This is a genomic window from Plantibacter sp. CFBP 8804 (assembly GCF_014841225.1).
GTDB lineage: Bacteria > Actinomycetota > Actinomycetes > Actinomycetales > Microbacteriaceae > Plantibacter > Plantibacter auratus.
Map to the genome: position 1 here is coordinate 21889 of NZ_JACYTU010000009.1, position 21838 is coordinate 43726.

The 21838-nt window shown below is 70.5% G+C and carries 28 protein-coding genes; 14 read left to right on the plus strand and 14 right to left on the minus strand.

Going from position 1 to position 21838, the window contains the following annotated elements; genetic code table 11:
- Positions 1–192 precede the first annotated feature (192 nt).
- On the plus strand, positions 193–462 hold the full coding sequence (locus tag IFU11_RS14605; RefSeq protein WP_192019403.1) for a hypothetical protein: 270 nt from the start codon (positions 193–195) through the stop codon (positions 460–462).
- A 115-nt stretch (positions 463–577) separates the two neighbouring features.
- On the plus strand, positions 578–1414 hold the full coding sequence (locus IFU11_RS14610; RefSeq protein WP_192019404.1) for a hypothetical protein: 837 nt from the start codon (positions 578–580) through the stop codon (positions 1412–1414).
- 9 nt (positions 1415–1423) lie between these two features.
- On the opposite strand, the gene IFU11_RS14615 is transcribed toward IFU11_RS14610, so the two are convergent.
- Both IFU11_RS14615 and IFU11_RS14620 read right to left on the minus strand, forming a co-directional pair.
- Positions 1424–2281 carry an SDR family oxidoreductase gene (locus IFU11_RS14615; protein WP_192019405.1) on the minus strand — a complete coding sequence of 286 codons (858 nt, stop codon included), beginning with the start codon at positions 2279–2281 and terminating at the stop codon, positions 1424–1426.
- Between the two features lie 18 nt (positions 2282–2299).
- Positions 2300–2527: an RNA-binding S4 domain-containing protein gene (locus IFU11_RS14620; protein WP_064295072.1), complete on the minus strand. Its 228-nt coding sequence runs from the start codon at positions 2525–2527 to the stop codon at positions 2300–2302.
- 100 nt (positions 2528–2627) lie between these two features.
- Between IFU11_RS14620 and IFU11_RS14625 the strand changes: the two genes are divergently transcribed.
- From IFU11_RS14625 to IFU11_RS14660, 8 genes are all read left to right on the plus strand, one after another.
- A complete protein-coding gene (locus IFU11_RS14625) occupies positions 2628–2774 on the plus strand; it encodes a hypothetical protein (protein WP_157579891.1) in 147 nt (48 codons plus the stop codon).
- A gap of 120 nt (positions 2775–2894) precedes the next feature.
- The gene (locus IFU11_RS14630) at positions 2895–4097 is read left to right on the plus strand and encodes a M20/M25/M40 family metallo-hydrolase (protein ID WP_192019406.1); all 1203 of its coding nucleotides are present in this window, start codon (positions 2895–2897) and stop codon (positions 4095–4097) included.
- Entirely contained in the window at positions 4094–4990 is an 897-nt protein-coding gene (locus IFU11_RS14635; RefSeq protein WP_371742792.1) for an oxidoreductase, read from the plus strand. The genes IFU11_RS14630 and IFU11_RS14635 overlap by 4 nt, the downstream gene beginning before the upstream one ends.
- Positions 4991–5035: 45 nt before the next feature.
- Entirely contained in the window at positions 5036–6196 is a 1161-nt protein-coding gene (locus tag IFU11_RS14640; protein WP_124768385.1) for a hypothetical protein, read from the plus strand.
- Positions 6197–6212: 16 nt separating this feature from the next.
- Complete coding sequence (locus tag IFU11_RS14645; RefSeq protein WP_137242572.1) at positions 6213–6782, plus strand: hypothetical protein; 570 nt, start codon at positions 6213–6215, stop codon at positions 6780–6782.
- Between the two features lie 45 nt (positions 6783–6827).
- Complete coding sequence (locus IFU11_RS14650; protein WP_192019408.1) at positions 6828–7343, plus strand: ASCH domain-containing protein; 516 nt, start codon at positions 6828–6830, stop codon at positions 7341–7343.
- Between the two features lie 36 nt (positions 7344–7379).
- A complete protein-coding gene (locus IFU11_RS14655) occupies positions 7380–7865 on the plus strand; it encodes an NUDIX domain-containing protein (RefSeq protein WP_199862319.1) in 486 nt (161 codons plus the stop codon).
- On the plus strand, positions 7862–8524 hold the full coding sequence (locus IFU11_RS14660) for an HAD-IA family hydrolase (protein ID WP_192019409.1): 663 nt from the start codon (positions 7862–7864) through the stop codon (positions 8522–8524). The genes IFU11_RS14655 and IFU11_RS14660 overlap by 4 nt, the downstream gene beginning before the upstream one ends.
- Here the strand turns inward: IFU11_RS14660 and IFU11_RS14665 are convergent.
- The 7 genes from IFU11_RS14665 to IFU11_RS14695 form a co-directional block, all read right to left on the minus strand.
- On the minus strand, positions 8474–10147 hold the full coding sequence (locus tag IFU11_RS14665; RefSeq protein ID WP_192019410.1) for a RecQ family ATP-dependent DNA helicase: 1674 nt from the start codon (positions 10145–10147) through the stop codon (positions 8474–8476). The two genes, IFU11_RS14660 and IFU11_RS14665, sit on opposite strands and share 51 nt — an antisense overlap.
- A 208-nt stretch (positions 10148–10355) precedes the next feature.
- Positions 10356–11165 (minus strand): class I SAM-dependent methyltransferase, encoded by an 810-nt coding sequence (locus IFU11_RS14670; RefSeq protein ID WP_192019411.1) that lies wholly within the window; start codon positions 11163–11165, stop codon positions 10356–10358.
- Entirely contained in the window at positions 11162–11959 is a 798-nt protein-coding gene (locus IFU11_RS14675) for an ABC transporter ATP-binding protein (protein WP_192019412.1), read from the minus strand. The genes IFU11_RS14670 and IFU11_RS14675 overlap by 4 nt, the downstream gene beginning before the upstream one ends.
- Positions 11956–12960: an ABC transporter substrate-binding protein gene (locus IFU11_RS14680; RefSeq protein ID WP_192019413.1), complete on the minus strand. Its 1005-nt coding sequence runs from the start codon at positions 12958–12960 to the stop codon at positions 11956–11958. The genes IFU11_RS14675 and IFU11_RS14680 overlap by 4 nt, the downstream gene beginning before the upstream one ends.
- A gap of 36 nt (positions 12961–12996) precedes the next feature.
- Positions 12997–14004 (minus strand): FecCD family ABC transporter permease, encoded by a 1008-nt coding sequence (locus IFU11_RS14685; RefSeq protein WP_192019414.1) that lies wholly within the window; start codon positions 14002–14004, stop codon positions 12997–12999.
- 50 nt (positions 14005–14054) lie between these two features.
- Complete coding sequence (ykgO, locus tag IFU11_RS14690; RefSeq protein WP_064295097.1) at positions 14055–14177, minus strand: type B 50S ribosomal protein L36; 123 nt, start codon at positions 14175–14177, stop codon at positions 14055–14057.
- Positions 14178–14265: 88 nt separating this feature from the next.
- Positions 14266–15507 carry an MFS transporter gene (locus IFU11_RS14695; RefSeq protein ID WP_192019415.1) on the minus strand — a complete coding sequence of 414 codons (1242 nt, stop codon included), beginning with the start codon at positions 15505–15507 and terminating at the stop codon, positions 14266–14268.
- Positions 15508–15712: 205 nt separating this feature from the next.
- Here IFU11_RS14695 and IFU11_RS14700 point away from each other — a divergent pair, with 205 nt between their 5' ends.
- Entirely contained in the window at positions 15713–16057 is a 345-nt protein-coding gene (locus tag IFU11_RS14700; protein ID WP_192019416.1) for a hypothetical protein, read from the plus strand.
- Positions 16058–16076: 19 nt separating this feature from the next.
- On the opposite strand, the gene IFU11_RS14705 is transcribed toward IFU11_RS14700, so the two are convergent.
- Positions 16077–16979, minus strand: coding sequence for a serine hydrolase domain-containing protein (locus tag IFU11_RS14705; RefSeq protein ID WP_371742793.1), 903 nt, complete (start codon positions 16977–16979; stop codon positions 16077–16079).
- Between the two features lie 74 nt (positions 16980–17053).
- Here IFU11_RS14705 and IFU11_RS14710 point away from each other — a divergent pair, with 74 nt between their 5' ends.
- On the plus strand, positions 17054–17524 hold the full coding sequence (locus IFU11_RS14710) for a hypothetical protein (protein WP_192019417.1): 471 nt from the start codon (positions 17054–17056) through the stop codon (positions 17522–17524).
- Here IFU11_RS14710 and IFU11_RS14715 read toward each other — a convergent pair whose 3' ends face one another.
- Both IFU11_RS14715 and IFU11_RS14720 read right to left on the minus strand, forming a co-directional pair.
- On the minus strand, positions 17525–17812 hold the full coding sequence (locus IFU11_RS14715) for a hypothetical protein (protein WP_192019418.1): 288 nt from the start codon (positions 17810–17812) through the stop codon (positions 17525–17527).
- On the minus strand, positions 17809–18648 hold the full coding sequence (locus IFU11_RS14720) for an NAD-dependent epimerase/dehydratase family protein (RefSeq protein WP_192019419.1): 840 nt from the start codon (positions 18646–18648) through the stop codon (positions 17809–17811). The genes IFU11_RS14715 and IFU11_RS14720 overlap by 4 nt, the downstream gene beginning before the upstream one ends.
- 97 nt (positions 18649–18745) lie before the next feature.
- Between IFU11_RS14720 and pdxR the strand changes: the two genes are divergently transcribed.
- Positions 18746–20101: a MocR-like pyridoxine biosynthesis transcription factor PdxR gene (gene pdxR, locus IFU11_RS14725; protein ID WP_244631828.1), complete on the plus strand. Its 1356-nt coding sequence runs from the start codon at positions 18746–18748 to the stop codon at positions 20099–20101.
- On the opposite strand, the gene IFU11_RS14730 is transcribed toward pdxR, so the two are convergent.
- Positions 20058–20609: an RBBP9/YdeN family alpha/beta hydrolase gene (locus IFU11_RS14730; RefSeq protein WP_192019421.1), complete on the minus strand. Its 552-nt coding sequence runs from the start codon at positions 20607–20609 to the stop codon at positions 20058–20060. The genes pdxR and IFU11_RS14730 overlap by 44 nt on opposite strands.
- Before the next feature lie 99 nt (positions 20610–20708).
- On the opposite strand from IFU11_RS14730, the gene IFU11_RS14735 reads away from it, so the two are divergent.
- Entirely contained in the window at positions 20709–21164 is a 456-nt protein-coding gene (locus IFU11_RS14735; RefSeq protein WP_192019422.1) for an Lrp/AsnC family transcriptional regulator, read from the plus strand.
- Between the two features lie 7 nt (positions 21165–21171).
- On the opposite strand, the gene IFU11_RS14740 is transcribed toward IFU11_RS14735, so the two are convergent.
- Positions 21172–21816 carry a flavin reductase family protein gene (locus tag IFU11_RS14740; RefSeq protein ID WP_192019423.1) on the minus strand — a complete coding sequence of 215 codons (645 nt, stop codon included), beginning with the start codon at positions 21814–21816 and terminating at the stop codon, positions 21172–21174.
- Between the last annotated feature and the right edge of the window lie 22 nt (positions 21817–21838).

Genomic DNA, 21838 nt, shown 5'->3' on the forward strand with positions numbered 1-21838 from the left:
GTTCCTCCGCTGCGCACGGTGCTGGTGTCCGTGCTCGACCACTCACGTTCCTCGCTGAGGCCCGATGCCTACCTCGGGCATCTGCCCTAGTTCCGTCGGACGCGCGTCGCTGTGGAGCCGTAAGACGGGTTCGCACCGCTCGATGGCGTACGGTTGCCGTTCGCGCACCATGACCTCATTGAGGACATCACGATGGAAAGCAGCACACTCACGCTCGGCGGGCTCGTCTACGACCTCGACCCGAGCACGATCATCACCACCCTGAAGGACACGATGGAGCGCACCGCGCTGTCCGGGGGCGGTTTCGTCGACCTCGACGTCGTCGGCGAGGACTTCGCGAGCGTCTTCGTGAGTCCTGGGACGTCGATCTACTTCACGACAAACGACGTGTCCGAGTTGACGCACGTCGACCTCAGCCCCACGGAAGCGCTCGACTGGGAGTTGGGGTTCTACGGCCTGTGATCGCCGGCCTGTGATCCGTGGCGGCGGCGATGGGGAGCACTCCCCATCGCTCTCCTGGTGCGGGCGCTCATAGGGTCGGTGTCGGCCCGGAGCGGGCCAGGACCGGAAGGCCGCAGTGAGCACGACCATGATCGACCGCACCTACCTCAACCGCGCGGTGCGAGGGCGCACCGTCCTGGTGATCATCCTCGTGTTCCTCACGGCCGTCGCAGGGTTCATCGGGTTCGGGAACGTCAAAGACCTCGCCGCCGACCTCACGGCGAGCTACACGACGACCACCGGGCAGGTGGTCGACGAGGGGACGGAGCGGGTGCTCGAAGGGTCCCGCCGCAGCAAGCACTGGGAGGAGTACCGCACCGTCACGGTGACGTACGACGTCCCGGGCACGGTCGGGTCCGACGAGATCCGCAGCGACACGATCCAGGTCGGCGAGACGCTCGACGTGTGGGTGCGCGACCAGACCGGTGAGGTGGCGCTGGAGGCGCCGGCCGGACCCGACTTCTGGCAGTGGTTCTGGGCGGTCACGATGTCGCTCCTGACCCTGCTGCTCGCCTGGTGGCTGCTCGTCGCCGTGCGCAACAGCGTGCGTCTGCTCGCATTCCGTCCCGACACCCGGCGGCCCGACTTCGTGTTCGCGCTCAGTGGCGTCTCGGCGAGTGCCTCCGGCCGGAACGGCAAGCGGCAGCTCCTGGAACTGTCCGGCCTGATCGAGTCCAGCGCTGACGGCGAACGGGTCGGCCAGCGCGCCCAGCTCACGGCACCGGAGCAGCACACCCCGGCGGTGCCCGGCTTCCCGCCGCGGATCCTCGGCTACCGCGTGAGCCAGGGGGCGGTCGACGGGATCGTCGTCCTGCACCTGCCCGACGCCGACGCATGGTGGGTGGCGACGCTGACCTTCCCCGCGAACTCCACCGCGGCGGTGACCGCCTCGCGAGCGGATGATCCTCGGTAGGAGGAGTCCTCAGCCCGCGTTCGCCCGCAGGTAGGTCTCGAGGTCCATCGGTGGGACACCGGTGACGTCCTCGATCGACGAGCTCACCTCGGCCATCACACCACTGCCGATGGCCGTGTACGTACTCACCCAGGCGTCGACCTCCCAGTCGGGTGCGCCGTAGGAGGCTCGCGACGCGTAGGCCTCCTCGATGGTCTCGTCGTGGAAGGTGACCTCGCGATGGCGGACGCGACCGATCGTGGCGGCGACCTCGGCCATCGAGAGCGCCTCCGGTCCGGTGAGGTCGTAGGTGCGACCGGCGTGGGACGCCGGGTCGACGAGGATCGCCGCGGCGGTCCCTGCGATGTCGGCGCGAGCGACGAAGGAGGCGCGACCGTCCCCGGCCGGCCCGCGGATGACACCGTCCTCACCCACGAGGGCCTCCATGAAGTCGAGGTAGAAGCCGTCGCGCAGGAACGTCCACCGCATGCCGGACGATCGGATGTGCTCTTCGGTCGCATGGTGGTCGTGCGCCAGCGTGAACACGGCATCCGGTGCCGCCGCAGCGAACGAGGTGTACACCAGGTGCTGCACGCCTGCGGCGGCGGCCGCATCGATGAACGACCGGTGCTGGTCGACCCGGTCGGCGCTCTCGGCCCCCGACACCATGAACAGGGTGTCGACGCCCTCGAGTGCCGCGCGGGCCGCCGCCTGGTCGGTGTAGCTGAACCGGTGCACGGTGCTGAGTGGGTGCTGCGGTGCGTTCGCGGGCGTGCGCACCAGCAGGCGTTGTGGGATCCCGCGGGCGGCGAGGTCGTGCGCCACCAGGCCGCCGAGGACGCCGGTCGATCCGGTGACGGCGATGGGTCGGGGTATGCTCGGGCTCACAAGGTTCCTCTCACAGGGCTAGGGGCGGACGCGGACGCTGCGCCCCTCGAGGGAGACGACGTCGTCGAGCTGCAACTGCCGGCCGCGTCGGCGATCGATCTCGCCGTTGACCCGCACCGCGCCGTCGGCGATCGCCGCTTTCACGTCTCCGCCGGAGTCGAGCAGACCGGCGAACTTCAGGAACTGCCCGAGTCGGATGCCCTCGCCGCCGATCGGGACGTCGGTGATCTGTGTCGGGTTCGTCATCCCCGAATGCTAACAAGGATGCGGCGGCTGGACCGGCGGACAGGATGTGGCTGTACCCTCAGCGGTACCGGGTCACCGTGACTCGCAAAGGAGCACCATCATGGGCGAGAAGTCAGCACGGAAAGAAGGCGGCAAGACCGCACCGGCGAAGACGCTGAAGGAGAAACGCACCGCCAAGGCCGACAAGAAGGCCGGCAATGCGCGTTCGGAGAACACCGACGCAGTCACGCGGGTCAAGAACCGCTAGTCCTGATCAGCGGCCCGTCGCGGTCGGTGATGCGCTCAGGCGTCTGTCCCCTCACGGAGACGGGCGCCTGTTCTGGTCTTCAGGCGTCTCCGGGACGAACCGTCCCGCTATCGTCGAGGCATGTCCGACCTCAGCCCCGGCGACGACGCACTCGAGCTCGCCCGCCTGCTCATCTCGATCGACTCCGTCAGTCCGAGCCTCGTCCCAGGGGCTCCCGGGGAGGGCCGGATCGCGGCGGTGATCGCGCAACGACTCACGGGCGCCGGCTTCGTGGTCGACCTCGTTCCCGCGCCGGAGGATGCGGAGCGCGTCAGCGTCGTGGCCGTGCACGTGGGATCGCGGCCGGGGCCGACGGTCGTGTTCAACGGCCATCTCGACACCGTCGGGGTCGAGGGCATGGCCGACCCCTTCAACCCGCGGATCGCGGACGGCAAGCTCTTCGGACGCGGCGCCAGCGACATGAAGTCCGGCCTGGCGGGGTTGATCGTCGCCGCGGAGCGACTCGCCGCGGCCGACCACCCCGGCACCGTCGTCTTCACGGGCGTCGCGGATGAAGAGGACGCGAGCGTGGGCGCCGCAGCCGTCCTCCGACACCTCGCCGATCGTGGTGTGACGGCGGACGTGTGCCTCATTGCCGAGCCCACCTGGCTGGATCGCATAGCGGCGCACCGGGGGTACGCGGTCGTCGAGGTCACGCTGCAGGGGACGGCCGCGCACTCGTCCCAGCCCGGTCTGGCCGTCGATGCGATCCGCGCCCTCGGCGCGCTGCTGCAGGAGGTGGAGCGGGCCGACGACGAGCTCCGCAGACGACCCGCGCACCCGCTGCTCGAGTACGGCTCGTTCACCGCGACCGTGGTCCGGGCGGGGAGCGCCCCGTTCACGATCGCCGCCGACGCGACCCTCGTCATCGAGCGACGCACCCTGCCGGGTGAACGCGCTGAGGCTGCCCTCGTCGAGGTCCAGGCGATGCTCGACGCGGTCGCCGCGAGGACGCCTGGTCTCCGCACGGGCGCCCAACTGACCCATCAGCGCGAGGCCTGGGAGGCCGACGAGCACGGGGCGGCTGCGCGGTTCGCCGACGTCCTCGCCGCCGAGCTCTCCCGGGACGCGGAAGGCGAGACCGTGCCGGCGGCGGTCGGCGCTCCCTACTGGATGGAGTCGGCGCTGTGGCAAGCGGCGGGGATCCCGACCGTCGTGTGCGGGCCCGCCGGTGGCGGACTGCACGCTGTGGAGGAATGGGTGGACATCGACCAGCTCCGCCGGTTTCCGGAGGCGGTCATCGCCGCGACCCGCGACGCCCTGTCCGGATCGAGCGAGGCGTGACGCCCGGTGGGCCCGACCGCATCGCGGTGATCGGGCCTGGCGCGATCGGAACCGTGGTCGCCGCCGCGCTCCACGAGCAGGGACGGACGCCGTTCATCGCGGGGCGGTCGAAGCGGCCGGAACTCCAGCTCCAGGTCGATGACGAGACGGTGACGGTCCCCGGGCCGGTCCACACCGATCCGGCGGGGTCTCCGGGCACCGCGGACCTCGTCTTCCTGGCGGTCAAGGCGACCCAGACGGCTGCCGCTGCGGACTGGCTCGCCGCGTTGTGCGGCCCGGAGACGGTCGTGTGCGTCCTGCAGAACGGCGTCGAGCAACGCGAGATGGTGGAGCCACTCGTCCGAGCGGGAACGGTCGTCCCCGCGGTCGTGTGGTTCCCGGCCACCCGTGAGCCCGGCGGCCCGGTCACCCTGCTGAGCCCGCCGCGCCTGTCCCTGCCGGAGGCACCCGGTGCCGCCGTGGTGGCGGACGTGCTGCGCGGCTCCCGCTGCACCGTCGAGGTCTCGACCGACTTCACGACCCTCGCCTGGCGGAAGCTGCTGCAGAACGCCGCCGCCGGACTCATGGCGTTGACCGGACGCCGATCCGGCATGTACCGGCGCGACGACATCGGCCGCTTGATGCTGGGCTACCTCGAGGAGTGCGCGGCTGTCGCACGCGCGGAGGGTGCGCGGTTGACTGACGACGAACCTCGACGGCTCCTCGACCAGTTCCGAGCCGCTCCGGTCGACCGTGGGACGTCGATCCTCGCCGACCGCGAACAGGGGCAACCGCTCGAATGGGACGTCCGCAACGCGGTGATCCAGCGGCGGGGGAGCGTGCACGGCATCCCCACGCCGATCAGCGACGTCATCGTGCCGTTGCTCGCCGCGGCGAGCGATGGACCCGGCTGAACCGCCGGCGGTGGTGGGATCGAGCGCTTCGATAAGGTCGAAAGCATGCTTCGTCTGATCGCCTTCGCGGCTCTCGGTGCTCTGCTCGGCGGCGTCATCGTGATCACCGTCGGTCCGCCCGACGTCGGTTACGCAGTCGCCGGTGTCGCACTCCCCGTCTTCATCATGACCTCGGTGCTCACGCTCGTGGCCCGGTCGGTGGGTAACGCCGTCGGTGCTTCGCCTCAGGCCGTCCAGCAGGCCAAGGACGCTCGTCGGCTCGGGGTCGCCCGCGTCGATGCGCTCCGTCAGACCGGCACCCAGATCAACGACCAGCCGCTGTGCGAACTCGACCTGACCGTCCAGCCGCTTCACGGAGCGGCGTTCGCGAGCACGATGCGCACCGTCGTCCCGCTGACCGCCATCCCGATGTTCCAGCCGGGCACCGAGCGCGATGTCGCGATCCTGCTCGACGGCGGCCCCGAGGTCGCCTTCATCGACGCCGGCGAGCTCGCTCCGGCGGAGCGTTCACGGTTGCGCGTGCCGGCTCGCGCGTCCGTCCCGTTCCTCCCCGTCGAGCCGCACCGGCGCATCGTCGACGGACGGCGACGCGGACCGTTGCTCGGCGTCGGCCGGGCCGGTCGTCCCGGCCGCTTCGCCCTGTTCGCGATCGTCGCCATCGCGGCAGCGGCCATCGTGGTCGTGCCGTACCACCAGTCCGTCGCGCAGGCGATCGCTGCCCTCGAGGACGGACGCCTCCGACCCGACCTCCGTCGCCCGGGGGCGCTCGCGGAGGCGCAGCGCGCGCTCCAGGAAGCGATCGGTCATGACCGTGTGGTGTCGATCACGGTCGCCGCCGATTTCGTCATCGTCCAGGCGCCGCTCACCGTGGGGGACACGAAGACCGACCGGTGGGAGTACCGGTATGGCCAGGTCACCAACGACGGCGCGGCGAGCATCCAACCCGAATCGGCGGCCGAGCAGTTCTCCTGGTCGGACGTCGCGCTCGACCGCGTCTGGGCGTTGATGCAGGACGGCGCAGAGCAGGTCGGCCTGCCCGTGGGTGACGCGCTCGCATACGTCGTCCGGTCGACCGACACCGACGTCGACAGCCCCACGTTCGCCCGTTCGGCCGGACCGCCGCAGATCACCTTCAGTGTCGGGGACGACTACGGTTCCACCTCGTTCGTCGCCGATGCGGACGGCTCGGGCCTCACCGCGCGGTGAGCGGCATACTGTCCTCATGAACGGTGCACCGCAGTCCTTCCCGCCACTCGTCGTCGGCTCCGACCCGGTGCGTACGGAGCGGGTGACCCGCCCGGCGTTCGTCTTCACCCTGATCGGAGCGGCACTGATCCCGGTGCTCGGGATGCTCCTCGCCGTGCTGACCACGACGTCCGGCGGATTCGCCCTCGGCATGCTGTCCGGACTGTCCTTCAGCGTCATCTCCTGGCTCATGCTGTTCGCGGTGGTGCAGTTCGCGACGGTCCGTGGAGCGCAGTCAGTGGCTCGCACGGTACTGACGCTCGACGCCGACGGCCTTCGTGGGAGCATCCCGCAAGGAGAGGTCTTCCTCCCGTGGGGAGCGATCGAGCGCATCTCGGTACGCTCACGCGGCAAGTGGCGGATCCTGACCTTCCACCTCGTCCCCGGTCTGACCGCGCAGTCTCCGGGCGTCTCGACGACCCTCCCGCCGAGGTCCTTCGCCGCGCTCGGCAAGCTCGGTTTCCAGGTCGGCGAAGTGGCGATCGACACACCCGTCGACACCGTCCTCGCCGCGACGAACGCGTTCACTGGAGGCCGTCTGCGCTGAGCCATGGTCGACGGGTCTGTCGGATGGTCTGGCACGATCGGATGTATGGACTCCGCACACGCCGCCAGCCCGGTCGCCGCCCCCGACGTCGATGCCGCGAGGACGATGTGGCAGGCGTATGCCGAGCATCGCGGCGGCGCGGGACTGGACGACGCCGACTACACGGTCGAGCACTTCGGCGACACGGCCGGGCTGGCCGACGAACTGCTCGACATCGTCCTGACCGGGCGGAAGCGGGCCACCGCCGAACTCGTCTCGGAGTTCGCGCACCGCGGGGACCCGCTCCCGCGGATCGGGTCGCACTGGATCGCGTGCGACAGTACCGGGGCCCCGCGGATCATCATCCGCAGCACCGCGCTGCGCATCGGACCGTTCGCGAGTGCAGACGCCGCGTTCGCGTTCGCCGAAGGTGAGGACGACCGCACGCTCGAGAGCTGGCAGCGCGAACACCGACGCTACTGGGAGCGGACCAGCGCGGCCCGGGGTGCGGCGTGGTCGGAGTCCGAGGACATCGTCTTCGAGCACTTCGCCGTGGTGTGGCCGCCGGAGCACGCCGACTGACACGTTCCGGTCAGACCGGTTCCGTAGACTCCCCGCATGCCGATGTCCGACTACGTCGCCTCGATCCGCGCCCACATCGGGACCGGGTTCCTCATGCTCCCCGGGGTCACGGCGGTGATCAGGGACGGGGACCGGTTCCTCCTCGGTCGCCATCGCCACTCCGGCCTCTGGAGTCTGATCGGCGGCGGTGTCGAGCCGGGTGAGGAGCCCGCCGACGCGTTGCTCCGCGAGGTCCTCGAGGAGACCGGCGCCCGGGTCCGCATCCGCGGGATCGTCGGGGTGTACGGCGGCGAACCGATGATGGTGCGCTACCCGAACGGCGACCACGTCGGGTACGTGACCACCGCCTACGACTGCGAGCTCCTCAGCGAGGCGACCGCGGACCCCGAGGAGCTCCTCGAACTCGGCTGGTTCGCGCGTTACGAGATCCCGACGCTGTCGCGACGCGACTGGATCGATCGCGTCATCGGCGACGCCCCTGGACATGAGTCGGCGGGTAGCGAGGAACGGGTCGGGTCGTGATCAGCGTCGTCCTGTTCGACCTCGACGGCGTGATCCGACACTTCGATCCGGCACCGGTTTCCGACATCGAGGTCAGGTACGGGCTGCAGCCCGGTGCGCTCGCCGGGATCGCCTTCGCGGCGCCGCTCATCGACGAGGTCACCACCGGCCGGATCACGAGAGTCGAATGGGTCAGCCGGATCGGACACCTCGTCGGTGACCAGGCGGCAGCTGAGGAATGGGGTGCTCAGACGTGGTCGGTCGACGACGCGCTACTGGACCTGTCCGATGAGATCCGCGCCGCCGGGCTGAGGACGGCGGTGCTCACGAACGGCACGGACACCATCGCTGCGGAGCTGGCGACGTCCGGCATCGCCGACCACTTCGACGCGATCTTCAACTCGGCGGACATCGGCTTCGCGAAACCCGACGTCCGAGCGTTCCAGCACGTGCTCGATGCGCTGCAGGTGCGGGGCGAGGACGTGTTCTTCACCGATGACTCGGCAGCGAAGCTCGCCGGAGCAGCACGCCTGTCGATGTCCACGCACCGGTTCACGACGGTCGACGACCTTCGGGGTCGCCTGCACGCCGCGGGAGTACCGGTTCGCGGTGCGCAGGCGCCCGAGCGCTCAGGCCGAGGCGAGCTCTCGGGCGGTGAGGACGCCGGTCTCGAGCGCTGAGAGCGCCACGACCTTGTAGCCCTCGGCGTCGAAGAAGATGGTGACGCGGTCGGGCTCGACGCCCATCACGGTGCCTGGACCGAACTCCTCGTGGTGCACCGCCTGGTCGACGTGCAACGGCGAGGCGTCGCTGGCGCTGTCCGTCCCGGCGTGCTGCTGTGCCCGCTCCTGCTCCTGATGCGCTTCGTGCCGTTCGCAGCCGTCGCAGTTCCCGCACCACTCCGGGGCCTCGACGCCGAAGTACTCGAGCAGGACGCGCCGGCGGCAGTGGGAGGTCTCGGCGTAGGCGCGCATCATGGCCAGCCGCGACTCCGCGATCCGCTCGCGTGATTCGAGCGTCTCCCGAACGGCGCCGATCGCGCGCTTCGGACCGACCTCGTCGATGGCGCGGACGCCGTCGGCGGTGTCGACGAGCCCGGCGTCCGCGAGGTCGTTGACCAGGCGGGCGACCGTGCGCCGCGGCCGATCGAGCTGCTCGGCCAGATCGCCGACGGTCGCGCCCGGGGTCGCGCGGACGGCCCGCCACACGGCGCGCAACGCCGACTCCGACACCGACCGCTTGGTGAAGAAGCGGCGGAGCCCGAGATCCTCCGCCCGGTAGTGCAGCGCGGTGGTCGCGGGTTCGCCGTCACGCCCCGCGCGGCCCACCTCCTGGTAGTAGGCGTCGAGCGACTCGGTCGTCGTGGCGTGGAGGACGAAGCGCACGTCGGCGCGGTCGATCCCCATCCCGAACGCCGAGGTCGCGACGACGACGTCGAGTTCGCCGGCGCGCCAGCGATCGTGGACGGCACGACGTTCTGAGGTCTTCAGACCGGCGTGGTATGCGGCCACCCGGCGTCCCTCGGCCGCGATCTCCTCGGCGTAGCGCTCCGTGTCACGTCGCGTCGCCACATAGACCAGTCCGGGCGCGGTCCAAGCGCGGGCTTCGCCGACGACCGCGGCTCGTTTCTCGGCTTCGCTCTCGTGTCGGTGCACGACGAGCCGGATCTCCGGGCGGTCGACGCCGTGCACCTGGACGTCCGGATCGTGCATGCGCAGGCGTTCGATGATCTCAGCGCGGACGGGGCCGGAGGCGGTCGCCGTCATGGCGAGGACCGGCGGGTCGCCGAGTTCGTGACGGACGTCGGCGAGGCGCAGGTAATCGGGTCGGAAGTCGGTTCCCCAGGAGGAGACGCAGTGCGCCTCGTCGACGACCATGAGTGAGACACCGGCCGCGCTGAGGCGGGCGACGGTCTCCTCGTTCGCGAGCTGCTCCGGTGCCAGTAGCACGTAGACGGGCCCGTCCTCGTCGATGCGGTCCCAGGCCTTCGCGATCGCATGCGGTCCGAGCGAGGCGTTGAGCGCAACGGCCGGAGGGGCCGCCGGTGCCGCCTCGATCGAGGCGATCTGGTCGGCCTGCAGGGCGACCAGCGGCGAGATCACCAGGGTAACGCCGCCGCGCTGGGCGCCGGCGACCTGGTAGACGGCCGACTTCCCGCCGCCGGTGGCGAGGACCAGGAGCGTGTCCCGGCCTGCGACGGCCGACTGGATCGCCTCGCGCTGTCCCGGCAGGAACGTGTCCCACCCGAATTCCTCGCGGGCGATGCGGGCGAGGGAAGCGGCGGACGAGCGAGAAGAACCCATGTCGGCGACGCTACCTCCGGGGACCGACGTGCAGTTGACTCTTGACGACCGTGCCTGGCTCTGCAACTGCGATCCGTCGAACGCTGTCGGTGGCCTCGTCTACCGTGGGATCCGGTCGACGTCGCATCCTGAGCAGACAGTCCTCGGGCCTCACCGGTGAGGCTTGGGCGAGACATCTTCGCGACGTCGGCCCGCCCCGGCGTGGCGATCAGTGCGGCATGATGCCGTAGAGCACGTAGTCGTCGAGGTATTGCCAGACGGTCCCGGTCTCGGCGAATCCCGCGCTGCGGAGCGTCTCGAGGTGGAAGCCGAGGGTGACCTTCGGCGGAGCCTGGTGGATCGACTCGCCCCAGACCTCGTCGCGTCGGCGGAGCGCGTCGGCGTAGCGCGGCGTGGCCGCAACCGCGTCCCACCAGTCGTCCCACGTGTCGGTGTCGCCCGAGAAGGTCTCCTGCTGCATCGCTTCGTCGTCGGCGCGGGCGATCCCGGCCAGGGTCGGTTCGTGGTGTCCGCCGTACAAGAGGTGATCGCCGTTCAGGACGATGCCGCCCGGCCGGATGAGTGCGGGCAGCGCCCGGTAGACCTCAACGAGCTCGGCGGGCTGCAACCAGTGCAGCGCGGTCGACGAGACCACGGCGTCGAATGGTCCGTCGCCGATCTGCGGATGCGTGATCCAGTCGCTCAGGGACAGGTCGACCTCGGCGATCGAGAGCCGCGGGTCAGCGGTCGCGAGGTCGGCGGCGATGGCGAGGAGCGCGGGGTCCTTGTCCGCGACGACCGCCTGACCGTTCGGGACGGTCGCGAGGACGTGCTCGGCGAGGGAGCCCGTCCCGCCCGCGAGATCGAGGATGCGGGGCGCGGGCGAGTCCGCGCAGATCGCCGCGACGACCCGCGCGATGGTGTCGAACCGCTCTGCTCGATGCCTGATGTAGCCGGTCTGCTGCGCATCCCAGCGCGATGCGAGGCTCCGAGCGGTCGCGAGCGTCGTCGCGTCGTCGGTGGAGATGGATTCGGTCATGAGGACTCCTTGGTGTCGGGGTGGAGGTGTCGTTCCGGTGGCAGTGAGAATTCGAAGCGCACCCGGCCGGCCGCGTCCTCGTGCCGGTGGGTGCTCACGTCGTAGACCCGGTCGATCAGGCCGGGATGCAGGACGTCCCGGGGTGGGCCTGCGCCGGCGACGCGGCCGTGGTGGAGGAGGACGAGGTGGTCGCAGGCCTGAGCCGCGAGGTCGAGATCGTGCAACACGACCACGACGGTGGGTGCGATCGTGCGCAGGAGCGCGACGACCTCGAGCCGATGTCTGAGGTCGAGATGGTTCGTGGGTTCGTCGAGCAGGACGTGTGGTGCACGCTGCGCGAGGGCTCGGGCGAGGGCGACCCGCTGGAGCTCTCCTCCGGACAGGGTGGCCAGGCGGTCGAACGCCCGGTGGGTCAGCCCGACCGTGTCGATCGCGGCGGCGACCTCCTGGTCGTGGGTGGTGCCACCGACGCGGAGTACGCCGTGTTCTGCGAGACCGCCCAACGACACCTCGTCGACGACGCGCAGCCCCGGGTCCGGGTCGACTCGCTGGCCGACCTCGGCGACCCTGCGGGCGATCCACCGTCGGCGCCGCGTGCCGACGTCCTGCCCGTCGACGGTGATCCGACCACGCTCGATCGGAACGGCTCGCACGATCGCGCGCAGCAGCGTCGTCTTCCCGCCGCCGTTCGGCCCGACGATCCCGGTCACGCTGCCGGTCGGCGCGGTGAAGGAGACGGCGTCGAGCAGCGTTCGGCCGCCGGAGCGGACGGTCACCGCCGCGGCTTCGATCATCCCAGGCCGTCCAGGAGTCGGGCGAGCTCGCCGGGCCCCCGGACCGAAAGCACGCTCGGCGGATCCGTGTACGGGAAGCGGAGTGCTGTGACCCGGTCGTCACGGACGGCGCTCAGCCCGGAGACACCCGGCGTGCTCAGGAAGGCGTCGATCGTACTCTGCGGGTCGCCGCTCGAGTACAGCAGCACGATCGTGCCGGGATCGCGGGAGATGATGTCCTCCACGCTGGCGTCGAAGACCCGCTGATCGGAGTCCGCGTACACGTTGGTGAGGCCCGCGGCCGCGAAGACCGGGGTGACCATGCTCGGCCCGCCGTACGGCGACAGCACGGCGCCGCCGGACGAGACGTAGAGGGCAGCGGCGGTCCCGGCGTCGGGAGCAGGTGACTGCACGGTCGCCTTCGCCGCGGCGATGGCCTGCTCGGCCTGTTCGCCCGCTCCGAGCAGGCCGCCCAGGGACCGGACCTCGTCCCAGACCCGGTCGAAGGTCGCCGTCCTGCTGAGCGCCGGGTCGGGGTTCGAACAGTAGGCGGTGGGGGAGTAGACGGGGATCCCGCTCGCCGCCAACGCGTCACGGTCGACGGCGTTCTCGGGGGCGATGACCAGATCCGGCGACGCACCGAGGATGCTCTCCTGGGAGACGACCGAACCACCCGTCGCGTTCTGCTCGGTGGTGAGCGGCGACAGGGCGTCGAGTGCGTCGTACGTGGCGTCCGCGTACAGGCCCGGTTGTGGGGTCGCGGTGATGGCGACGATCCGGTCGACGGCTCTCAGCGCCTCCAGGTTGGGGAGCTCGTCGTCGTTCACGAGCACGATGCGTCGGGCCGGCGCGTCCAGGGTGATCGTCGAACCGCAGTTGTCGATGGTGACCGGGAAGCCGGCGTCGCTCGGAGCGCCAGAGGGCTCAGCTGCGGTGGTGGCCGTGCAGGCGCTCAGGATGCCGAGCGCGAGCACGGGGACGGTCGCGGCGAGGAGCGCTCGCCGGAGTCGGGGTGTGGTCATCGGGTGTCTTCCGTTCTGATGGGGGAGGGGAGGGGCTCATGTCTCGGACCGGGCACCGTGGCCCTGGCGGAGGAGCGCGAGGAGGAATGGCGCGCCGAGGATCCCGGTGATCACACCGACCGGGATCTCCTGCGGAGCGAACGCCGTCCTTGCGATGGTGTCGGCGGTGACGAGGACGATGCCGCCGAGCAGGGCGGCGACGGGGAGCACGGCCCGGTGGCGTCCGCCGACGAGCCGGCGCGCGAGGTGGGGGATCACGAGCCCGATGAAGCCGACGCCCCCGACGGCCGCCACCGTCACGCCGACCATCGCCGAGACGCCCACCATCAGTCCGATCCGCGCTCGCTCGGGATCGAGTCCGACCGATCTGGCCGAATCGTCGCCTGATGCCAGGGCGTCGGTCCAGGGCGCGAGGACGATGAGGGCGCTCAGGCCGATCACCGCGGAGATCGCTGCGGCGAGGAGGGCGGCCGGTTGCACCGACGACAGCGACCCCAGGAGCCAGAACAGCACGGAGCGTGCCGCTTCCGGTGCGTCGCTGGAGAAGACGAGGAAGCTCGTGGTGGCGTTCAGCGCGTACCCGACGGCGAGTCCGGCGAGGACCAAGCGCAGGGGCCCGCGTCGATTCGCCATCCCGGCGAGCAGGACGACCAGCAGCACCGCACCGATGGCCCCGGCCAATGCGGCGCCGGCGACGAGGAGCGCGCCGCCACCGCCGATGACGAGCACGACGAGGGCCACACCCGTCGAAGCGCCCGAGTTGAGTCCGAGCAGGTAGGGGTCTGCGAGCGCATTGCGGACGAGGGCCTGCAGCATGACTCCCGCGACGGCGAGCACGGCGCCGGCGACGAGTCCCATCGCCACCCGCGGCGCTCTCGTGATCCAGACGATCTGATCGACCGAGTCCGGCCAGGGGCCGGGTGCGCTTCCGAAGAGGTGCCGGGCGAGGACAGCCACCACCGTCGGCGGTTCGATGGGGACGGGGCCGATCGCCACGGCGATGAGGATCGTCGCCACGGCGAGCATGGCAAGACTGACGGTCATCGCCGCGTCATGCCGGCGGCCACGCCGGATCGACGCGACGACGACCTCGCTCAACCCTGACGCGCCTTGAAGCGCGGGTTGAGCTTGTTGATGACGAAGACGCGACCGCGTCGGCGGACCACTTGCGCTCCTGGCATCTTCTTCAGCGACTTCAACGAGTTCCTGACCTTCATGACCACACCCTCCCTATTGATAATGGTTATCAATACCATAGCGGGTGGATCTCGCCGATGTCACATCGGCCGCCGCTCGGAGTGCCGTTCAGTCGACGGGCGTGCGTGTCCGGAACGCCGACGCTGCAGCCATGACCGCGATCATCACGAGCATCATGAGCGCCGGCATCGCGGCCTCGACGCCTCCCTGTGCGACGAGCCGACCGGTGAGCGCGGCGCTCGCCGCGATACCCGCGGCGGAAGCCGAGTTGATCCAGGTGAACCCCTGCGTCAGTTCCTGGGGGACGACCGTCGCCTGCACGATCTGTGAGGACGAGGCGAGGAGCGGTGCGATCGCGGTCCCGCCGACGAGGAGCATGATCGCCAGCCCGGGCAAGGCGGGCCAGACGGCACCGACGACGACGGCGAGCGTGAGGACGGCGGACGCGATCAGCTGCACGGTCCGGGGCCGCGGAGTCGATCGCAGCGCACCGTACAGCGCGCCGGCGACGATGCTGGCGGCACTGGAGAGCGCGAGGACGAGTCCGATGAAGGGTTGTCGTCCCTCCGCCGTCGCCGCCGCCGTGACGAGGAGTGGTACCGCACCGAAGAAGCACCCCAGCCCGAGGTTCACCCCGAGCGACGCGAGGAACGGAGGGGCGAGGAGGGTGGAGCGGTGGATGTCCGCCCCACGCTCCGGTCGACGTCGCGGTATCGGTGCGGTGGAGCGTTGGAGGGAGAGTGCGACACAGCCGGCAGCCACGAGGATCGCCGCCACCACGGACCCGGCCCACGGTGCCAGGAGCGTGCTCGCCAGGGTGGCGAGGATCGGTCCCGACAGGAACACCGCGTCGTTCACGTTCGCCTCGAGGGCGAAGGCGGTCCGGAGCGCATCGGGCTCCGGGAGGAGCCGCGACCAGCGCGCCGCCGACAGGGCACCGGGCTGCGGGATCGCGGCGCCCGCGACGACGACGATCGCCAGGGTGATGCCGATCGGCGCATGTCCTGCGGTGGTGATCGCGACGACGACTGCACTGACGTGCACGAGCACGGCCACCGGTACGGTCTCCGTCTGGCCCCACCGGTCGACGAGTCGTGCGATCTGCGGACCGACCACCGCCTCGGCGAGGGCGAACGCCCCCGTCCCCGCACCTGCGACCGCGAACGACCCCGTCGCGTGCTGGATCGAGAAGAGCAGCCCGAGTCCGGTCATGGCGACGCCGAGCCGGGCGAGGGCCGCAGCGAGGAAGAACTGCGGCGCCCCGGGCCGGCCGAGGACACCGCGATACCGGCTGGCGGCTGCGCGGAAGGGGCCGAGGATGGAGGGCGGGAATGAGCGAGCAGTCGTCATGGACGATGCCTCCGAGGCGGAGCGGGGGATCGATCGGCAGACAAGTCGGCCTGGGCTTCGACGATCACCACGACACCGCGGTACCCGTCCATCGTGCCCGCCAGGACTGGGTGAAGGCAAGCGCGTCCCGGCGCTGGTATCTTACGGATGGCGCCGACACCATCGGGGTGTGACTCCGGATGCGGTGACGAGTGACGAGGTATCGATGCGAACAGTCGGCGTACTGGACAGTGACGACCGCGCCCGCGCGGCTGCCGTGTCGTGGCTCGGCTCCCACGCACCTGATCTGCAGGTGACGATCGCGGCGTCGTCCTGGGGCGAGATGCTCACGAACGAGCGCTTCCCACCGAGCGCGGTCGTCTTGTGCCCGCGGATAGGGGACCGCGTCGACATCGCGTACAAGGCGCGTGTCTGTCGCATCCTCGACATCGACGTGGTCGTGCTTTCCGACGCTCCGCAACAGGAGATCCGGTCGGGGCACCGGAGCGTCGGCGCCACATTCGTCTCGACCGTCGAAGCGGCGGCGGAAGTGCTCCGCGCCGGAAGCTGACCCGCGCCCGCAGCCTGGCTCAGCCCGTGGTGTCGGCGAGGAGCGAGGACACGGAGGCCGCGATGCGGTCGGCCCCTTCGTGGTCCTCGGCCGTGATCGTGACCACGGCGTCGCCGGCGAAGATGACGAGCTGCCCGTAGGCACCGTGGAGTCGCCAGGCCGCGCCAGGACCATCCCATCCGGCGAGCGCATACTGCTCGTACCCGGCGCCGGTTCCGGAGGGCACCCAGTCGGTGTGCATGGCGTCGATCCACTCCGGTGACAGGAGCTGTTCGCCTGCCCACCGGCCGCGGTCGCGGATGAGTCGTCCGATGCGTGCGAGTTCCGTGGTGCGGAGCTGCAGCCCGCCGCCGGATGCGATGAATCCGCGGGGGCACCGCTCCCAGGGCGCGTCGTGGATGCCGAGTGGAGCGAGGAGTCGCTGCTCGAGGTAGTCGCCGACGTCACCGACCCGGGTCTCGAGCGCGCGCATCGCCGTGTAGGTGCTGGCGTTCGAGTACTGGAAGACGCGACCGCGGGACGGCCTGCTCAGGAACTCGAGCGCCAGATCCGGCCAGTCGGACAGCAGGGTCGGCGACCAGGGGAGGTCGACGCCGCTCGTCATGTTCAACAGGCGCCGGAGGGTGACGTCGGCGGTGCCCTCGCCGAAGTCGACTTCCGGGAACACCGCGCCAAGCGTGGTGTCCATCGTGATGAGACCGTCGTCGATGGCGAGGCCGGCGGCGAGCACACAGACGCCCTTCGCCGCGGAGTGGATGTCCTCACGGACGTCCTCGGTCCAGCGATGCCCAGCCTCGTCGTCACCGGCGAGCACGTGCAGGCCGTGCGCGTCGAAGCCCTGCTCAGCGATCTGCTGGACGATGCGGTCGCGGAGGAGGGCTGCTCGGGTGGTGTCGGCTCGGATCGGGTCGGGTCGGGTCACCGGTCCAGTCTGCCCGACGGGCGTCCTCGGCACCTACGCTGGAGACCTTGGTCCATTCGGGGAGGGATCGCATCATGCGTCGGACAATGCTCGGCCTCATCGGCATCGTCCTCGCCTGCGCGCTCGCAGGCTGTGGATCGTTGCAGATCAGGCCGGACTACGACAGCACGAAGTCGGAGGCGCTCTCGCTCCGTGCCGAGTTCGAGGCGACGCTGCCTGCCGATAGCGCGTCGACGGGGGTCGAGGACGACGTCGACATCCAGTGCACCGGTGGCGCCGCGCAGTTCAACGGGATCCTGACGGTCAGCGTCGTAGCGGACTTCGACCGTGCCGCCTGGTTGGACGATGCGGCCGCGATGTACGCCGGACGCGCGGGATGGAAGGTGGAGAAGAAGGTCGCCGCGGATGGATCGTCAGATGCCACCCGGGCCGTGGCGTTCACATCTGACGATGGGTTCTACCTGCGTCTCGGGGAGTTCGCCGACGCGCCCGAAGTGGGGCCGGTCATCGTGCTGTCCGCCTCGGGGCCCTGCAGCGTCCGCTGATCACGGCGACGGAACGTCTGCGACGTCGCGTCCAGGCTCCGCGAGCTCGGCTGACGGATTCGGTCGCGGCGCGGCCCACCCGCCCGTCGCCCAATGGAGCGCCGGTAGGAGGACCCACGTGAGGGACGCGACGAGGACGGTCGCATTGGCGACGACCGTGGCCAGGCGGGGCCAGTCGCTGGTGAGCGGGTCGAGGCCGATGTTCAACGCGACGCTCATCGGTAGGACCCCGGCGAGGGTGACGACGGCCTGCCGCCAGGATCCGCAACGGAATCGGCGTCGCTTCACGTGACGAACCCCTCGCGCCAGCTCGGGTACCGCAACGTGAGACCTGCCGCTCTGGCGGCGGCGTTCGACACCGGACGGCCGATGTCGCCTGAGGTCGATGACGTCGGCGGCGGCGCGCCGACTGCAGCGGCGAACCGCGGCACCCAATCGTGGCCGCTGGCGGGCTCATCGTCGACGATGTTCCACGTCCCGCGACCCCATCCGAGCGCGAGCAGGAGCGCCGCGGCGGCGTCGGAGGTGTGCACGAACGAGGTGACGGTCTCCGTGGCTGGGAGCTCGCCCGCACGGGCGGCATCACCGAAGCGTCCGGCGGTCGAATACCAGGTTCCGGGCCCGTAGAGCTGGCCGAACCGGAGGACCCCGCCGTCCTGGAGCTCCTGCACGGCGCCCTCGAGGGCACGCACCGCGGAGATCGTCGTCTGTCGGGGCTCCGGTGCGTCCAGATCGAGCGGATCCGACTCCGTCGCGAGATCACGACCGGGGGAGTGGACCCAGGAGATGCTCTCCGCGACCATCCGCGACGTTCCGGCCTCGTGGGCCGCGTCGACGAGGTGACGGGTGCCCGCGGTGCGCAATCGTGCGTTGCTCCCTGAGTCTCCCGCGGTCAGATCGGTCATGAGGTGCACGATCGCGTCCGGCCGGGTGTCGACCAATGCCCGCACCGTCGCGGTCCGGTCGAGGACGTCCAGCAGGAACGGTGTCGCCCCGGTGTCGGCGACGCGCGCGAACTTCGAGAGTGATCGGGTCGTCGCGATCACCTCGTGACCTGCTGTCCTGAGCAGTGGGATGAGCGCGCGCCCGAGCACGCCCGAACCACCCGCGATGAACACCCGCATGAGCACGTCCTTCCAGAAGATACGGTTCGACCCTATTCCGGCGGTGGACCGTTGATGAGGGCCAGAACGAGTCCCATATCCTGGTCCAGTGGACCTGATGCTCCAGCTGGACCCGACGTTGCCGAAGACCCGTGCCGTCGAACATGCCATCCGGGCCGCGATCGCCGATGGCCGGGCCCTACCCGGTATGCGATTGCCATCGTCCAGGGAACTCGCGCTCGAGCTCGGGGTGGCTCGCAACACGATCGTGGCCGTCACCGACGACCTCGTCGCCGAAGGTGTTCTCGAGGCCAGAGCCCGCGCGGGCATGTTCGTCGCGCGCAGCGTCGCGCCACTCCACAGCGCAGGCCGGACGGCAGCGAGTGCCGGACCGGAGTTCGACCTCAGGCCGGGGCGACCTGAGGCGGGGTCCTTTCCGACCGCGCGTTGGCTCACCGCCATCCGGCGTGCCGGCGCCACAGCTACCGACGTCGACTCCGATGGTGCCGGCAGCATGGCGCTGCGTTCCGAACTCGCCTCCTACCTCGCCCGCGCTCGCGGGGTGGAGACGACCGCTGACGCCATCGTGATCTGCGCCGGCTACCGGACGGCCAGCACGCTCGTCGCGGCAGCGCTCGCGGCAGGCGGAGCGTCGTCCGTCGCGATCGAGGACCCGTCGCTGTTCGGCATCGAACGCCCATGGTCGACGTCGGGGTTCACCGTGTCCGACCTCGTCGTGGACGAGGACGGCGCGGACCTCGGTCGGCTCGATGCCCGCACGGACGCCGTCGTGCTGACGCCGTCGCACCAGTTCCCACTGGGTGGGGCGTTGGCCCCGGCGCGACGTCGACTCGTCGTCGACTGGGCGATGGCGAACGGAGGCCTCATCGTCGAAGACGACTACGACGGCGAGTTCCGCTTCGACCGCCGCCCGGTCGCCGCGTTGCAACGGTCGGCACCGGAGCGCGTGGTCTACGCCGGCAGCGTGAGCAAGACCCTCGCTCCAGACCTCCGCCTCGGGTGGCTCGCGTTGCCGCGCGACCTCGTGCGTCCGGTCGTCGATGCGTCCGAAGCGCTCACGGGCGGCGCGCCGATGCTGAACCAACTGGCTCTCGCCGACCTCATCAGGACCGGCGAGTACGAGCGTCACATCCGCCGTCAGCGCCGCGAGTACGCCCGCCGTCGCACCCACCTCCAGCAGGCGCTGCGCAGCGTCGGTCTCGAGGTCCCCGGTCTTGCCGCCGGGCTGCACGGCCTCATTCCGCTCGGCGATGCCGCCCCAGCGGTGCTGTCCCGACTCGAGTCCCAACCCGATCACGTCGGCGTCCATCGCCTCGCGCGCTACACCCGGAGCCACGACCGCCCGGAGGCCCTCGTCGTCGGGTTCGCCACGCCGTCGCGAGCGCGGTTCGAACCGGCGATCGCGGCCCTCACGTCGCTGCTGACCGCTCGCGACTCCCGACCCCCGCGCTGAACGCGGTCAGCAGTCGCCGGCCCTCCGGCCAGGCGCCGAGTCCACTGGCGGAGTTCACGTGGCCCTGCCGCCCGATGCTGATCCGAGGCACGCCCCACGTCGCGGCGAACCCGGCCGCGCGTGCCTCCGAACAGTACGGGTCGTCGTCGCTGGTCACGAGCACTGCGGGTACGGATGGCCGGACGTCGAGATCCTCGGCGAACGCAGCGGCGATCCTCGGGAACCGCCGCCCGTCGGGATCGGGGGCGGCGACGAGGAACAGCCCGGCGACTCGTGCAGGGTTCGCCGCCGCCCAGCGGACGGCCAGCAGACACGAGAGGCTGTGGGCCACCAGGATCGCCGGTTCGTCCGCCACCGCCCGGTCGAGCGCAGCGGACCAGTCGTCGAGATCCGGCTCGTCCCAGGACGCCGGCGCGAACCGTCGGATCGCAGGCGTCTCGCGCTCCCAGTGGGATTGCCAGTGGGCGTCGTCGGATCCACCGATCCCGGGCATGGTGATGATCGACATGGGATTCCTTTGTCGTGGCTGGGTGATCTGCCCTCAGCGTGCCAGCTGAACCATCGGTGTCAGCAGCTGGAGCGTCATCATCCGTTGTTTACTAAGCAGATGACGGACGATGCTTCGCTTTCCTTCGATCGAACGGACCAGACGATCCTCGACGTGCTCCAGGTCGACGGGCGCACCACGATGACCGACCTCGCCCGGCTCGTGCATCTGTCCCAGCCGGCGGTGTCGGCGCGGGTCCGCAAGCTCGAACTCGCCGGCTACATCACCGGCTACGGAGCTCGGGTGTCTCCGCAGAAGCTCGGGCTCACGACACACGCCGTCGTCCGACTCCGGACGACCCACGCGCAGATCCAGGCGTCACTGACCCAGTTCGACGAGCTGCCGGAGATCCACCGGATCTACCGCGTGACCGGCGAGGACTGCTTCGTCCTCGACGTGCACGCCCCCTCGCCGGAACGCCTCGAGCAGATCATCGACGCCATCGGCCGGTTCGGTCCCGTCAGCACGGCCCTGGTGCTGCGCGAGTACCCGGCCCACCCCATCGCCAGCCGCTGAGTCTCAGTCAGCGGTACCACTCCTCATCGACCGTGGCGAGGCGCGAGGGGTGCACCTGGTCGGTGAGACCGAAGAACTTCTGGAAGCTCATGATCAGGGGCCGCCACCGAAGCGGATCGATCCGGTTCGGGTGGGTTGCGTCCTGCATTCCGGGGTGGACGTGCACCCGCGTGACGGTCACCTCGAAGACCGAGGCGGAACCGGCCTCGGCGGGATCATCCTCGTTGAGCGGATGGACAGCGGTCACGCGGCCTTCCAGCGACACCGGGCACTCGGCGACCCGCGGGGGAGCGACGGTCGTCGAGGGCACCGCGGTGAGGCCGGCGAGGGCGAACTTGTCGGAGGCGTGCCGGTAGCCGACCTGCTGCTTGGCCGCGGGCACCGGATTCCGGCCGGTCGTGAGCGCGAGGCGGTCGACGGCGTCGACCTGGCCGACCGACGGCAGATTCATCACGACCTCCCCGGTCGCGAGCAGGTTCGACGCCGTCTGCGACCGCATCCCCATGCCCAGGACGGCCGTGTGGCCGAGCCAGAAGGCCGACGACATCGGGGCGAGGTTCGGGCGGCCGTCGGCGTCCACCGTGCTGAGCAGCACCACGGGTGTCCCGAAGTAGAGGATGGCTGGGTCGATGTCGACATGGGAGTGGGGCACGGGTGTCCAGACGTCAGGGAAG